The organism is Streptomyces sp. NPDC111606 (assembly GCF_055656945.1).
In genome coordinates this window covers 299,604-313,802 of sequence record NZ_JBVKBY010000008.1, presented here as the reverse complement: position 1 = coordinate 313,802, position 14,199 = coordinate 299,604, and the positions used below count along the sequence as shown (strand labels likewise).

The window sequence follows — 14,199 nt, the reverse complement described above, 5'->3', positions numbered from 1 at the left end:
TTTTCGGCCTCCTACGCCGCGACCAGATACGAGAACACGGACTCGAGGGACTCGTCGGACGGCGAGACCGTGAGCAGGCGGATGCCGTGCTCGCGTGCCACCCTCGGCAGCAGGGCGGTGAAGCGACCGAAGTCGACGGCCTGGATGTGCAACGCGCCCTCGGCCAGGTCGACCTCGATCCCGGACGTCGACGGGTCGGCGATCAGCGCGGCCGCGAGCGTGCGGTCGTCGCTGGAGCGCACCAGGTAGCGGTGCGGGCGGTCGGTCATCAGGCGGCGGATCTTGCGGAAGTCACCGCTGGCCGCGTGCCGTCCGGCGACCACGACCTCGATGTGCCAGGCGAGTTGCTCGACCTCTTCGAGAATGTGGGACGAGAACAGCACCGTGCGGCCCTCGTCGCCCATGCGTCGCAGCAGGTCCATGAGCTGCATGCGCTGACGCGGGTCCATGCCGTTGAACGGCTCGTCGAGCAGGAGCAGCGAGGGGTCGTGGACGAGGGCGCTCGCCATCTTCACCCGCTGGCGCATGCCCTTGGAGTACGTGGAGATCTTCCGGTCCTGCGCGTACTCCATCTCGACCGTGGCCAGGGCCTTTTGGGCGGCCTTGGCACCCAGGCCGTGCAACTCGGCGTTGGCGACGACGAATTCGCGGCCGGTGAGGAAGTCGTACATCGCCTCGCGCTCGGGGACGATGCCGATCTGCTTGTAGATCGCTTCGTTGCGCCACACCTGCTGCCCGTCAAGGGTGACGGTGCCGGTGGAGGGGGCCAGGAATCCGCCCATCATGTTGATGAGGGTGGACTTTCCGGCGCCGTTGGGGCCGAGGAGGCCGGTGACGCCGGGGCCGATCGTCATGGTGATGTCGTTGACGGCGACCACGTTGCCGAACCAGCGGGAGACGTGGTCGATCTGGAGCGTGGTCACAGTCCCACCTTCTTGTAGCGGCGCATCAGGAGGCCGTAGGCGGCGGCGATCAGGCCCAGGGTGACGAGGACGTAGACAACGCCTTCACCGTTGCTCGGGCCGACCCCGCCGGGGAAGGCGGAACTCGCGCCCAGGAAGGCGGACTGGACACCGTCGATCAGCGTGATCGGCGAGAAGAGGCCGATCCAGGCGATGGCGCCGCTGCTGCCCCCGCCGTCGAGGGACTGCGCGTCGGCGATGGCCTGGAGCGTGGAGACCGCGCCGTAGGAGATGGTCAGTACGGCGATCACGGCTGCGATACCGAAGCCGCGGCGCGGCGTGAACGACGCGATGACCAGGCCGATTCCGGCGAACAGCAGTGAAAGCAGTGCCACGGACACGAGTCCCTGCGCGAATCCCTTGGTCTGGTCGGCGAAGTCGAGCTTGGCCAGCAGCGCGCCCACGTAGAGCACGAGCAGCGGGGCCGCGGTGAGGAGGAACAGCGCGGAGGCCAGCGCCGCGAACTTCGCGCGGACGTAGTCGGCGGTCTCGATCGGCCGCGAGAAGTACAGCGGCACGGTCTTGAAGCGCAGGTCGCGGGAGACGGACTGGGGTGCCTGCGAGGCGACGTACAGGCTGATCACGGCCTGCATGACGATCGCGTAGCGCGTGTAGTCGACGGGCAGGTCGTTGGCCTTGGTGGCGACCGCGACGGCGACCATGATGGCCGCGGGCACGCACATCACCACGAACAGCAGCATCGGCAGCACCTTGGACTTCACCGAACGGCCGAGGCCATAGGAGCCGCGCAGGGACTGCGAGTAGAGCGAGCGGGTCGCGTAGGAGCGGCCGAGACGGGGGCCGTCGTAGCTGCGGTAGCCGATGTTGTGGATGCGGGTCTGGTCACCCGACTGTGTGGTTACGGGCTGCTCAACCGCCATGGCCGACCGCCTCCTTCCGCTGTGCGTCGGTGCTCTGCTCGCCGTGCTCGCTGTCGGTGAAGACCTCCGAGATGTGATGCCGGCGCTGCTCCATGCGCACCAGGCCGAGCCCGAGGTCGGCGACCACGTCGCGCACCAGGTCGTAGGTCTCCTCGCCCTGCGCGGTGAGCAGCAGGATGTGACCGGCGCCCGGGAGGCCGCCGCTGCCGTCGAGGACCTCCACCCCGCGCGCGTGGAGCGCGTCGCGCACCGCGCGGGTGCCGTCCGGGTGGTCGTCGGTGTCGGTGACCTCGATGGCGAGCGTGGTCGTGGTCTGGGTGAAGTCGGTGGTGGAGCTGGAGCGCAGCAGCTTGCCGCCGTCGATGACGACGACGTGGTCGCAGGTGCGCTCCAGTTCGCCCAGCAGGTGCGAGGTGACCAGGACCGAGATGCCGAAGTCGGTGTGGATGCGGCGGATGAGGCCGAGCATCTCGTCGCGGCCGACCGGGTCGAGGCCGTTGGTCGGCTCGTCCAGGAAGACCAGTTGCGGGTCGTGCACCAGGGCCTGCGCCAGTTTCACGCGCTGCTTCATGCCGGTCGAGTAGCCGCCGATGGGGCGGTAGCGCTCCTCGTACAGGCCGACGTGGCGCAGCGTGTCCGCGGTGCGCTCGCGCGCGGCGGTGGGCGGGAGGCCGGACATGCGCGCCATGTGGACGACGAACTCGGTGGCCGAGACGTCGGGCGGCAGACAGTCGTGCTCCGGCATGTACCCGACCCGCTCGCGGATGGCGGCGCCCTTGGTGGCGACGTCCAGTCCGAGCACTTCGGCACGGCCCTCGGTGGCGGGGGACAGACCCAGCAAAATCTTGATCATGGTGGACTTGCCGGCACCATTGGCTCCGACGAGTCCGGTCACCCCGGGCCCGATGTCCATGGTCAGCCGGTCAAGCGCGGTCACCCTGGGGAACCGCTTGCTCAGGCTTTCGGTCGCGATCACAGTCACGGCATAGACGGTAGTGACCCGTACCACTCCGGTCATCAGACCCGAGAGCCGTCTTGGTATCAGACCTCAGGTGTACGGGCATCTAAGGGTCCCCCTGAGGTCTCACGCGATCTATTGACGCAACCTCTAACAACTGTCACATTCATCGGTGTCAAGTTACGGGCACGTACCGCAGTCAGCGTGGACGAGGGTGGGCGGTGGCATGACGAGGGCAGTGTCGGCAGGTTCGGGTGAACTGACCGCGGAACTGCGCGGGTTCAGAAGGGTGCAGCGCCTCGCGTACGAGTGCGCGGAAGCTGTCGCCGCACAGCTGGAGCCCGGCATCACCGAGCGCGAGGCGGCGCGCATGCAGCGCGAATGGCTGCGCGAGCGCGGTGTGCGTGACTGGTTCCACCTGCCCTTCGCATGGTTCGGGAACCGCACGGCGTTCGTGAACTTCCGCGTCCCGCTGCAGTTCTTCCCCACCAACCGCCGCCTGGAGCCCGGGATGCCGTTCATCCTGGACATGGCCCCGGTGTACGACGGCTTCACGGCCGACATCGGCTACTCCGGCTCGCTCGGCATCAATCCGGTGCAGGACAAACTGATGGCCGACCTGGAGGCGCACCGCGCGCTGATCCTGCGCGAGGTGCGCGAGCGCCGGCCGCTGCGGGAGATCTACGACGACGTGGACCGCCTCATGGTCCGCCAAGGCTATGCGAACCGGCACCGCGCCTATCCCTTCGGCGTGATCGCGCACAAGGTCGACCGGGTCAGGCAACGCCGCTGGTCACCGCATGTCTTCGGGTTCGGTACCCAGTCCCTGAAGGGCTTGGCGAGCGACGCGCTGCACGGCCACCGCGAGGGCTGGTCCCCGCTCTGGTCCCCGTACCGCTTCTCCGACCACCCGCCGCACCCGGGCCTGTGGGCGGTCGAACCGCACCTCGGTTTCAGAGGTACGGGTGCCAAGTTCGAGGAGATCCTGGTCGTCACCGACTCCGAGGACCCCGAGCAGAGCGCCTTCTGGCTGGACGACGATCTGCCGCACGTGCGGCGCTGGGCGGAGGAGAAGTGACGGTGCCGGTGACTCTTCAGGGCGCGCGCGAGCGCCGGGTGCGGACCGGCGATGTCGAGCTGTGCGTCGCCGAGCTGGGCGACCCCGGCCAGCCGACGGTGATGCTCGTGCACGGCTATCCGGACAGCAAGGAGGTGTGGTCCGAGGTCGCGCCGCGGCTGGCCGACCGCTTCCATGTCGTGCTGTACGACGTCCGCGGCCACGGCCGGTCGACGGCACCGAAGCCGCTGCGCGGCGGGTTCACGCTGGAGAAGCTCACGGACGACTTCCTGGCCGTCGCGGACGCGGTCAGTCCGGGCCGGCCCGTGCATCTGGTCGGGCACGACTGGGGCTCGGTGCAGGCCTGGGAGTTCGCCACGGTCAAGCGCACCGAAGGCCGGATCGCGTCCTTCACCTCGATGTCCGGGCCGTCCCTCGACCACTTCGGCCACTGGATCGGCGGGCGCCTCAAGCGGCCCACCCCGCGCCGGGTCGGCCAGCTCCTCGGTCAGGGCGCCAAGTCCTGGTACGTCTACGCACTACACACGCCCGTGCTGCCCGAACTGGCCTGGCGCGGCCCCCTCGGCAAGACCTGGCCGCGCATCCTGGAGCGCATGGAGAAGGTCCCCGGCGGCGGCTACCCGACCTCTTCCCTGCCGACGGACGCGGCGCACGGGGCATGGCTGTACCGGGACAACGTACGAGCCCGGCTGAGCCGCCCGCGCGCGGACGCCTACGCACACGCACCCGTGCAGCTCATCACGCCCCTCGGGGACGCCTTCCTGTCGGAGCGGCTCTACGACGAACTGGAGCAGTGGGTTCCGCAGTTGACCCGGCGCACGCTTGCGGCGAAGCACTGGATCCCGCGCTCGCGCCCCGACCAACTGGTGTCCTGGATCACCGAGTTCGTGACATCCGTCGAGGGCGGGCGACCGAAAGGCGTGACCGCGACCGGGAAGTACGCCGACCGCTTCGGCGGGCAGCTCGTCCTGGTCACCGGCGCCGGAAGCGGCATCGGACGGGCGACGGCGTACGCCTTCGCGGAGGCCGGCGCGCGCGTGGTGGCCGTCGACCGGGACACCGAGGCCGCGGCTCGCACCGCCGAGATGTCCCGGCTGATCGGCGCACCCGAGGCCTGGGCCGAGACCGTCGACGTCTCGGACGAGCAGGCCATGGAGAAGCTCGCCGCGAAGGTCGCCACCGAGTACGGCGTGGTGGACGTCCTGGTGAACAACGCCGGTATCGGTCTGTCGGGCTCCTTCTTCGACACCACACCGGAGGACTGGAGGAAGGTCCTCGACGTCAATCTGTGGGGCGTCATCCACGGCTGCCGGCTGTTCGGCAAGCAGATGGCCGAGCGCGGACAGGGCGGCCACATCGTCAACACCGCGTCGGCGGCGGCGTACCAGCCCTCCAAGGCGCTGCCCGCGTACAGCACGTCCAAGGCGGCCGTGCTGATGCTGAGCGAGTGCCTGCGCGCGGAGCTGGCCGGTCAGGGCATCGGCGTCACCGCGATATGCCCCGGCTTCGTCAACACCAGCATCACCTCGACCGCGCGCTTCGCAGGTGTCGACGCCGATGAGGAGAAGCGGCGCCAGAAGAAGTCCGCGCGTCTGTACGGGCTGCGGAACTATCCACCGGAGAAGGTCGCCGACGCGATCCTGCGGGCGGTGGTGCGCGGCGATGCCGTTGTTCCTGTGACGCCGGAGGCGCGTGGGGCGTATCTCATGTCGAGGTTCACGCCGAAGGCGCTGCGCAGGATCGCGCGGTTGGAGCCGCCGCTGTGAGCGACGGGGGTCCTGCGCGCGGGGGAGCGGTTGTCGGCGAAGGCCTGTCCGGGAGGCGCGGTGAGGCCGGGCCTGCGCCCGCCTACCGGATCGAGGACCTCGCGCACCTCAGCGGCGCCACCGTCCGCACCATCCGCGCCTACCAGGACCGAGGCCTGCTCCCCCGCCCGGAGCGCCGTGGCCGGGCCAACCTCTACTCGGACGCCCATCTCAACCGCCTGAGCCAGATCGCCGATCTCCTCGACCGCGGCTACACCCTGGCGTCCATCAAGGAGCTCCTGGAGGCCTGGGACGCCGGTCGTGGCCTCGGTGGGGTGCTCGGGCTGGTCGCCGAGGTGGACGGGCCGTGGACCGACGAGGAGGCGGTACGGATCTCGCGCGCCGAGCTGGAGGAGCGCTTCGGCGGCACCCCGGACGACGCGGCGGTGGCCGAGGCCGTGGAGCTCGGCGTACTCGAGCCGGTCCCCGGCGACGAGGACTCCTTCGTCGTTCCGAGCCCTCAAGAGCTCGCTGTGGCAGTCGAGTTGCACTCTGCCGGCGTGCCACTGTCCGCGATCTCCGATCATCTACGGGAGTTGAGGGGTCAGGTCGAGCACATCGCAGCGCGTTTCCTGGAGTTCACCACCGAGCACGTGTTCGCGCGCTACCTCGACGGCTCGCACCGCCCGACGGACGCGGAAGCAGCCGAGGCGGCCACTCTCGTACGACGGTTGCGCCCGCTCGCCCAGCACACCGTGGACGCGGAACTCGCCCGCGCCATGCGGCTGTTGGCCGTGCGTCATCTGCGTCAGCACCTGGGGGCGGACGAGACGCCGGAACTGATGAACCGGACGAGAACTGTGCCCGTACCCGAGGAGACAATGCAGGCCGTGGAGAGCCTGGTTGGCGCAAAGCAGTCAGCGGCGTTCATCACGCTCGCCACCGAACGGGAAGTACGGGCGCGGGCCTTGGACCGGCTTGCAGCAAGTCACGGCCCATCAGATGATCTTGACGAAACCCCTTGAAACGACGGCTCGTTGTCCACAGAATCGCCAATTCCCCTGTGGATAACCGTACTTGGCTGTGGATCAAACATCCGGAGTGAAATCGTTCGCGTGATTCGGGCCTCTCCCGGCAGTCTGGTGGCATGGACGAAAGACGCACCGTGAAGGTGTCGAAGTACCTCTCGAAGCACCTGCGCCACCAGCCCGAGCGCATCGGGCTCGCCCTCGACGAGGGCGGCTGGGTCGAGATCGAGACACTGATCGCCGCCGCAACCGCACACGGATTCCGGTTCACCCGGGAAGAGCTGGATCACGTGGTGGCCGCCAATGACAAGAAGCGCTTCGCGATCGAGGGCACCCGGATCCGCGCCAGCCAGGGCCACAGCATCGACGTCGAACTCGGACTGCCCCCGGCGACCCCGCCGCCCTACCTCTACCACGGCACCGTGGCCCGCAACCTGGACGCGATTCGCAGCGCCGGCCTCCTGCCCATGAACAGGCACGACGTGCACCTCTCCGCCGACCGCGAGACAGCGACGCGGGTCGGCGCCCGGCGCGGCCGCCCGGTGGTGCTCTCCGTGGACGCCGGCGCCATGCACCGCCACGGCCACGTCTTCCACGTCAGCGCGAACGGGGTGTGGCTGACGAAAGCCGTGCCGCCGGAGTATCTGCGGTTTCCCGAGGCGCACTGATCCGGACCGCTACGAGCCCCTGAGTACATAGCCGGTGATCGACGCACACGCAGATCACCGGCACAGATACCGGTGATCGACCTCGCTCCGTGGTTGAGCAGCCGCGGGCGGTGGCTGTTTCACGTGAAACCCATTCGGCCGCATAGGCTCGATGCATGAGTCTGCGCCTGAGCACCGTGATCCTCCCTTACCGCCGCTGGTCCGAGGGGGGCCGCGAGGCATGGCAGCGCGCGGAGGAGCTCGGCTTCCACACCGCGTACACCTACGACCACCTGTCCTGGCGGAGCTTCCGGGACGGCCCCTGGTTCGGCGCCGTGCCGACACTGACCGCCGCCGCGGCCGTCACCGACCAGCTGCGGCTGGGCACCCTGGTGACCTCGCCGAACTTCCGGCATCCGGTGAACCTCGCCAAGGAACTGATCTCCCTCGACGACATCTCGGGCGGCCGGGTCACGCTCGGCATCGGCGCAGGCGGCACCGGCTTCGACGCCACCGCCCTCGGCCAGGAGCCATGGACCCCGCGCGAGCGTGCCGATCGGTTCGCCGAGTTCGTCGTGCTGCTGGACCGGCTGCTGACCGAGGACTCGGTGTCGTACGAGGGCGACTTCTACTCGGCACACGAGGCGCGCAACATCCCGGGCTGTGTGCAGCGCCCCCGGCTGCCCTTCGCGGTCGCCGCGACCGGGCCGCGCGGACTGCGGCTCGCCGCACGCCATGGACAGGCGTGGGTGACCACGGGCGACCCGAAGCTGTACGAGAACGGCACTCCTGAACAGTCGGTTCAAGCCATTCGGGGACAGGTCGGGAAGCTGGCCGGCGCCTGCGCCGAGATCGGCCGGGACGTGTCCGGGCTCGACAAGATCCTGCTCACCGGGTTCACCCCGGACCGCGGCCGTCCGCTGGAGTCCCTCGACGCGTTCGTGGACTTCGCGGGGCGCCATCAGGAGCTGGGATTCACCGAGATCGTGGTCCACTGGCCGATCCCGGACTCGGACTTCGCGGCCGACGAGAAGGTCTTCGAGCAGATCGCCATGGAGGCGACGGCCCAGCTGCACTGAGCTCACGGGAGCGACGGTGCTGGTCAGGGGGAGGTGGGCGATGTCCGCAGGGGCGGTTTCTCCTCAGGTGAGGACTCAGATGTGCAGACCGCTGCACGGCCGTGCAGGCATATGCGGGAGAATGGCCCGGTGACCTCAGCGACTCGACAGCCCCAGACCCCGGCCGCCGCTGTCCGCCCGCGGCTCATCGCCACCGACCTGGACGGCACGCTGCTGCGGGACGACAAGTCGGTCTCCCCCCGCACGGTCGCCGCGCTTGCCGCCGCCGAGGAGGCGGGCATCGAGGTGTTCTTCGTCACCGGCCGCCCCGCGCGCTGGATGGACGTCGTCAGCGACCACGTCCACGGGCACGGCCTGGCGATCTGCGGCAACGGCGCCGCCGTGGTCGACCTGCACGGCGGCCCCGGCACCCACCAGTTCGTGAAGGTGCGCGAGCTGGCCCGGGAGAACGCCCTGGACGCCGTACGGCTGCTGCGTGACGCGGCTGAGGGCACGGTGTACGCGGTGGAGCAGACGTACGGCTTCTACCAGGAGCCGGACTACCCCAAGCTGCACATGGAGATACCGGACGACCTCGCGCCGGCCGAGGACCTCCTGGCGCCGGACGCCCCCGGAGCCGGCGAGCCGGTGCTCAAGATCCTCGCCTACCACCCCACCCTCGACCCCGACGCCTTCCTCACCCTCGCCCGCCTCGCCATCGGCGACCGGGCCAACGTCACCCGCTCCAGCCCCAGCGCCCTGCTGGAGATCAGCGGCCCCGGCGTCTCCAAGGCCAGCACGCTCGCCCTGTGCTGCGCCGAGCGCGGCATCTCGCACGAAGAGGTCGTGGCGTTCGGGGACATGCCCAACGACGTCGAGATGCTGACGTGGGCGGGCCAGTCGTACGCGATGGGCAACGCGCACCCCGATGTCATCGCCGCCGCGTCGGGGCGGACGGTCGCCAACAACGAGGACGGCGTGGCCGTGGTGATCGAAGAGCTGCTGGCGAGGCGGGGCTAGACCTACCCGAGCGGCGCTCCGCGTGCGGAGAGCCACGGCACCGGGTCCACCCCCGAGCCCAGTTCCGGAGTGATCCGCACCTCGAAATGCAGGTGCGGGCCGGTGGAGTTGCCGGTCGTGCCCGACTGACCGATCCACTGGCCGGTGTCGACCCGCTCGTCCTGGTCGACGGCGACGGAGGCAAGGTGGGCGTACTGCGTGTAGTAGCCGTCCGCGTGCCGGACGACGACCTCCATGCCGAAGGCGCCTGCGCACGCCACCTTCACCACCCGCCCGTCCCCGACCGCCCGCACGGGCGTGCCGATCGGCACCGCGAAATCCTGCCCGGTGTGCCGCTTCGCCCAGCGCTCTCCGCCACTGCCGAACGCGGCGGACAGCTCGTACTTCGCGACCGGCGTGACCCAGGCACTCGTGCCGTCCGTCTCCTTCTGGTCGAGCCGGACCGCACCCGGGCACGATCCGGCGGCCACGGAGACGTCGGCCTTCCCCTGCAACTCCCAGCGCGCCTCTTCGAGCTTGTCCTCAACGCCCTGCTTCAGGTCGGCGAGCTCGGCGTTGCGCTTCTCCAGCACCTGCCAGGCCGCCGCGGCCTTGGCCTCGTCCCCGGCGAGCCGCACCTCGGCGCGACGGTTCTTCTCGATGGAGTTGGCGACGGCCAGGTTCGCCTGCGAGAACACATGCTGACCGCGCATCAGCTGGTCCGGGCTCGTCGCGAGGATGATCTGCGCGGTGAGCGGCATGCCGCCGCCGTTGCGGTACTGGGCGCGCGCTATCCGGCCCAGGTCCTCACGCAGGACGCCGATCTCCCGCCGCTCCCGTTCGAGCAACGCCTCGATCCGCAGTGCCTTCGCCCGCCGCGTCTCAGCCTGCTTCCGCCCCGCCTCGTACCGCTCGGTCGCCCGGGCCGCCTCCTCGTACAGCTTGACCACCCGTGCGCTGAGGGACGAGTCGGTGCCGTTGTGGCCCGGCGTGCCCTTGCCGTCACCGGCCGCGCCGGCGGGCCTGGCCACCAGGCCGACGAGCACGCACAGCAGCGCCGGAACGACCAGGAGACGACGGCGATATGAGCACATGTCAGCGATCCTGGCCCGCGGGGCGGGCGAGGACCCTGTTCAAGTCGTACAGCTGGGGGACGTGTTGCTGCGGATGGGTCAGTACGGCCGTTGACCGCGAGCGCCGGCGAGCCCCGCCGCCCACGCCGTCCGCCGACGGGTGGCTGCCGGACGGCAAGGCCCACGGCAACCGGCCGGTCGCCCGCTACGGCGCCCCCACCAGCAGATCCGCCTGCTCCTCCCGCTCCACCATCCCCCGCAGCGGCCCGTCCACAGCGGCCAGCTCCGCGAACGTGCCCCGCTGTGCCACCCGCCCCTCGTCCAGGACGACCACCTCGTCCACGGCCTCCAGCCCGGCGAGTCGGTGCGTGATGAGCAGGGTCGTACGGCCCTCGGTGGCGGCCAGCAGGTCGGCGGTGAGGGCGTCGGCGGTCGGCAGGTCCAGATGCTCGGCGGGCTCGTCCAGGACGAGGACGGGGAAGTCGGCGAGCAGTGCGCGGGCCAGCGCGAGCCGCTGCCGCTGACCGCCCGACAGCCGCGCCCCGTGCTCACCCACGAGCGTGTCCAACCCGTCGGGCAGGCCGTCGGCCCAGTCGAGCAGCCGGGCGCGGTGCAGGGCGTCACGCAGTTCGGCCTCGGTGGCGTCCTTCCTGGCGAGGAGCAGGTTCTCGCGCACGGAGCTGTCGAAGAGGTGCGCGTCCTGCGCGCAGAGTCCGACGAGACGCCGTACGTCGTCACCGTCCAGCGCGTGCGCGTCCACGCCGCCCAGCGTGTAGGAACCCGCGTCGGCGTCCAGGAAGCGCAGCAGCACCTGCGCCAGCGTCGTCTTGCCGGACCCGGACGGGCCGACCACAGCGATCCGGCGGCCCTGCTCCAGGGTCAGGTCGAGTCCGGCGAGCGCGTCCCGGTCCTGCCCGGCGTGACGGGCGGTCAGGCCCTTGACGGCGACCGGGAAGGGCGATGCGGGCGCCTGCCGGGGCCGAACGGGTTCCCGTACGGGCTCCGGAGCGTCCAGCACCTCGTACACGCGCTCGGCGCTCTTGCGCACCCGCTGGCGGTACTGCACGGCGAGCGGCAGCCCCAGGACGGCCTCGAAGGCGGCCAGCGGGGTGAGGACGACGACGGCCATCGTCACGCCGCCCAGCCGCCCGTCGGCGACCCCTTGGGCGCCCACGAGGGTGGTGGCGGCGACGGTGAGCCCGCAGATCAGCGCGGTGAGCCCGTCGCCGAGCGCGGTCGCGGAGGCGGCGCGCGAGGCGATCCGGGTCAGCGTCCCGTCGGCCCGACGCACTTCTGCCTCACGGCCTGGCAGGGCGCCGGCGACGGTCAGCTCTGCGGTGCCGCTGAGCAGGTCCGTCACACGTGTCGCGAGCTCTCCGCGGGCCGGCGCCAGCCGCCGCTCGGCGCGTCGGGCGACGGCACCGGTCAGGAGCGGGACTCCGGCTCCGGCCGCGAGGAGCCCGGCCGCGAGCACGGCACCGGCCTCGGGCAGCAGCCAGGCCGTGAAGCCGACGGCCCCGGCGGACACGACGGTCGCGGCAGCGGCGGGCAGCAGCCACCGCAGCCAGTAGTCCTGCAGCGCGTCCACATCCGCGACGAGCCTCGACAGCAGGTCGCCCCGACGCGTGCGTCGCAGCCCGGCGGGCGCCAGCCGCTCCAGCCGCCGGTACACGGCGACCCGGGTGTCGGCCAGCATCCGCAGCACGGCATCGTGCGACACCAGCCGCTCGGCGTACCGGAACACGGCCCGCCCGATACCGAAGGCGCGCGTCGCCGTCACGGCCACCATCAGATACAGCACGGGCGGCTGCTGCGAGGCCCGCGAGATGAGCCATCCGGAGGTCGCCATGAGCCCTACGGCGCTGCCGAGCGCGAGGCTGCCGAGCACCAGCGCGAGGACGAGACGACCGCGCCGGGGGCCGGACATGGCGCGGACGCGGGTCAGCACACCGCGTGTGCCTGCGGTGAGCGGCACGGTCCCGGCGTCCTCGGACACGGGACCACCGTGCGGGTCCTGCTCGATCGAACGGTCAACGGACGCCTTGGGCAAGGGCTCCACCGGCACCGGCGCCACGGCCTCCGCCAGCCGCACCACCCGGTCCGCCACCCCCAGCAATGCCGGCCGATGCACCACCAGCAGCACCGTCCGCCCCACTGCCAGCCTCCGCACGGCCTCCACGACCTCGGCCTCGGTGGCCCCGTCGAGCGCGGCCGTCGGCTCGTCGAGCAGCAGGACAGGCCGGTCCGCCAGGAACGCCCTGGCCAGCGCGAGCCGCTGCCGCTGCCCCGCGGACAGCCCGACCCCGTCCTCGCCCAGCACGGCGTCGACACCCAGGGGCAGCGCGTCCACGAACTCCAGCGCCCCGGCATGTCCCAGCGCCTGCCGCACGTCGGCGTCGTTCGCCTCGGGACGCGCCAGCCGTACGTTCTCGGCGATCGTTCCGGCGTACAGATGCGGCCGCTGCGGCACCCAGGCGATCCGTGAGCGCCATCCCTCCAGATCGAGTTCGGCAAGATCCGCTCCCCCGACCAGGATCCGCCCCTCGGTCGGCCGCACGAACCCCAACAGGGCGTTCAGCAGCGTCGACTTGCCCGCGCCGCTGGGCCCGACGAGCGCGACCGTCTCCCCGGGCTCGACGGCGAAGGACACGTCCGACACCGCGTCGGAGCACCGTCCTGAGTAGCGGACCGAGACGCCCTCGAACGACATCGCCCCCGTCGGCACCGCCGCGTTTCCCGACGCCGGCGCCGGCGTCTCCAGCACCTCGAAGATCTCCTCGGCCGCGGACAGGCCCTCGGCCGCCGCGTGATACTGCGCTCCCACCTGACGCAGCGGCAGGTAGGCCTCGGGTGCCAGCACGAGGATGACCAGGCCGTCGTACAGATGCATGTCGCCGTGGACGAGGCGCATGCCGATCGTCACCGCGACCAGGGCCACCGAGAGAGTCGAGAGCAGCTCCAGCGCGAAGGAGGAGATGAAGGCGATCCGCAGGGTCCGCATGGTCGCCCGGCGGTATTCATCGGTGATACGCCGGATCGACTCGGCCTGCGCCTTGGCGCGCCCGAACACCTTCAGGGTCGGCAGGCCGGCCACGACGTCCAGGAAGTGCCCGGACAGCCGGGACAGCATCCGCCACTGACGGTCCATCCGGGACTGCGTGGCCCAGCCGATCAGCATCATGAAGATCGGGATCAGCGGCAGGGTGCCGACGATGATGGCCGCGGACACCCAGTCCTCGGTCACGATCCGCACCAGCACCGCGATCGGCACGACCACCGCGAGCCCCAGCTGCGGCAGATAGCGCGAGAAGTAGTCGTCGAGGGCATCGACGCCGCGCGTGGCGAGCGCGACCAGCGATCCGGTCCGCTGGCCGCTCAGCCAGTCGGGCCCCAGCTCGGTCGCCCGCTCCAGCAGTCGCCCGCGCAGCTCCGACTTCACGGCCGCGCTGGCACGGTGAGCGGCGAGTTCGGTGAGCCATGCGACCACTGCGCGGCCCACGGCCACAGCCACCAACAGCAGTAGGGGAGTGCGCAGTTCAGCGGCGGACATGCCGTGCTGGAACGCCCCCACCACCGCCTCGGCGATGAGCATCGCCTGTGCGATGACCAGCACGGCGCCGACGACGCCCAGGCCGACGACAGCAATCAGGAAGAGGCGAGTGGCGCGGGCGTATCGGAGGAGACGCGGATCGATCGGTTTCACGTGAAACATGCCCTTCGGCCCAGGGCGGGGTGTTTCACGTGAAACATCGTGAACCACCCCGCCACAG

The 14,199-nt window shown here is 70.7% G+C and carries 11 protein-coding genes; 6 read left to right on the top strand and 5 right to left on the bottom strand.

The window, feature by feature from the left end:
• Positions 1–11: 11 nt before the first annotated feature.
• Genes ACZ7M7_RS28245 through ACZ7M7_RS28235 form a run of 3 tightly spaced genes read right to left on the bottom strand, consistent with a single transcriptional unit; the run spans position 12 to position 2,819 of the window.
• Positions 12–923: an ABC transporter ATP-binding protein gene (locus ACZ7M7_RS28245; RefSeq protein WP_328880580.1), complete on the bottom strand. Its 912-nt coding sequence runs from the start codon at positions 921–923 to the stop codon at positions 12–14.
• On the bottom strand, positions 920–1,843 hold the full coding sequence (locus tag ACZ7M7_RS28240) for an ABC transporter permease (protein ID WP_451167610.1): 924 nt from the start codon (positions 1,841–1,843) through the stop codon (positions 920–922). The genes ACZ7M7_RS28245 and ACZ7M7_RS28240 overlap by 4 nt, the downstream gene beginning before the upstream one ends.
• Complete coding sequence (locus tag ACZ7M7_RS28235) at positions 1,833–2,819, bottom strand: ABC transporter ATP-binding protein (RefSeq protein ID WP_383608566.1); 987 nt, start codon at positions 2,817–2,819, stop codon at positions 1,833–1,835. The genes ACZ7M7_RS28240 and ACZ7M7_RS28235 overlap by 11 nt, the downstream gene beginning before the upstream one ends.
• Before the next feature lie 208 nt (positions 2,820–3,027).
• Here ACZ7M7_RS28235 and ACZ7M7_RS28230 point away from each other — a divergent pair, with 208 nt between their 5' ends.
• The 6 genes from ACZ7M7_RS28230 (at position 3,028) to ACZ7M7_RS28205 (ending at position 9,377) form a co-directional block, all read left to right on the top strand.
• Entirely contained in the window at positions 3,028–3,879 is an 852-nt protein-coding gene (locus ACZ7M7_RS28230) for a M24 family metallopeptidase (RefSeq protein ID WP_472121417.1), read from the top strand.
• A gap of 8 nt (positions 3,880–3,887) precedes the next feature.
• Positions 3,888–5,645, top strand: coding sequence for an SDR family oxidoreductase (locus tag ACZ7M7_RS28225; protein ID WP_472121725.1), 1,758 nt, complete (start codon positions 3,888–3,890; stop codon positions 5,643–5,645).
• A 44-nt stretch (positions 5,646–5,689) separates the two neighbouring features.
• Positions 5,690–6,649: a MerR family transcriptional regulator gene (locus ACZ7M7_RS28220; RefSeq protein ID WP_472121722.1), complete on the top strand. Its 960-nt coding sequence runs from the start codon at positions 5,690–5,692 to the stop codon at positions 6,647–6,649.
• Positions 6,650–6,771: 122 nt separating this feature from the next.
• Positions 6,772–7,320: an RNA 2'-phosphotransferase gene (locus ACZ7M7_RS28215; RefSeq protein ID WP_472121414.1), complete on the top strand. Its 549-nt coding sequence runs from the start codon at positions 6,772–6,774 to the stop codon at positions 7,318–7,320.
• 155 nt (positions 7,321–7,475) lie between these two features.
• Positions 7,476–8,378, top strand: coding sequence for an LLM class flavin-dependent oxidoreductase (locus ACZ7M7_RS28210; RefSeq protein WP_472121411.1), 903 nt, complete (start codon positions 7,476–7,478; stop codon positions 8,376–8,378).
• A gap of 111 nt (positions 8,379–8,489) precedes the next feature.
• Positions 8,490–9,377: a Cof-type HAD-IIB family hydrolase gene (locus tag ACZ7M7_RS28205; protein WP_383628896.1), complete on the top strand. Its 888-nt coding sequence runs from the start codon at positions 8,490–8,492 to the stop codon at positions 9,375–9,377.
• Positions 9,378–9,379: 2 nt separating this feature from the next.
• Here ACZ7M7_RS28205 and ACZ7M7_RS28200 read toward each other — a convergent pair whose 3' ends face one another.
• Both ACZ7M7_RS28200 and cydD read right to left on the bottom strand, forming a co-directional pair.
• Positions 9,380–10,450 carry a M23 family metallopeptidase gene (locus ACZ7M7_RS28200; protein WP_472121407.1) on the bottom strand — a complete coding sequence of 357 codons (1,071 nt, stop codon included), beginning with the start codon at positions 10,448–10,450 and terminating at the stop codon, positions 9,380–9,382.
• Between the two features lie 184 nt (positions 10,451–10,634).
• Entirely contained in the window at positions 10,635–14,141 is a 3,507-nt protein-coding gene (gene cydD / locus ACZ7M7_RS28195) for a thiol reductant ABC exporter subunit CydD (RefSeq protein WP_472121405.1), read from the bottom strand.
• Between the last annotated feature and the right edge of the window lie 58 nt (positions 14,142–14,199).

Coding starts and splice junctions, on each gene's coding strand:
- ACZ7M7_RS28205 (WP_383628896.1), top strand. CDS start 8,490: ATGCGGGAGAATGGCCCGGTGACCTCAGCGACTCGACAGCCCCAGACC.
- ACZ7M7_RS28200 (WP_472121407.1), bottom strand. CDS start 10,450: ATGTGCTCATATCGCCGTCGTCTCCTGGTCGTTCCGGCGCTGCTGTGC.
- ACZ7M7_RS28210 (WP_472121411.1), top strand. CDS start 7,476: ATGAGTCTGCGCCTGAGCACCGTGATCCTCCCTTACCGCCGCTGGTCC.
- ACZ7M7_RS28230 (WP_472121417.1), top strand. CDS start 3,028: ATGACGAGGGCAGTGTCGGCAGGTTCGGGTGAACTGACCGCGGAACTG.
- ACZ7M7_RS28240 (WP_451167610.1), bottom strand. CDS start 1,843: ATGGCGGTTGAGCAGCCCGTAACCACACAGTCGGGTGACCAGACCCGC.
- cydD (WP_472121405.1), bottom strand. CDS start 14,141: ATGTTTCACGTGAAACCGATCGATCCGCGTCTCCTCCGATACGCCCGC.
- ACZ7M7_RS28215 (WP_472121414.1), top strand. CDS start 6,772: ATGGACGAAAGACGCACCGTGAAGGTGTCGAAGTACCTCTCGAAGCAC.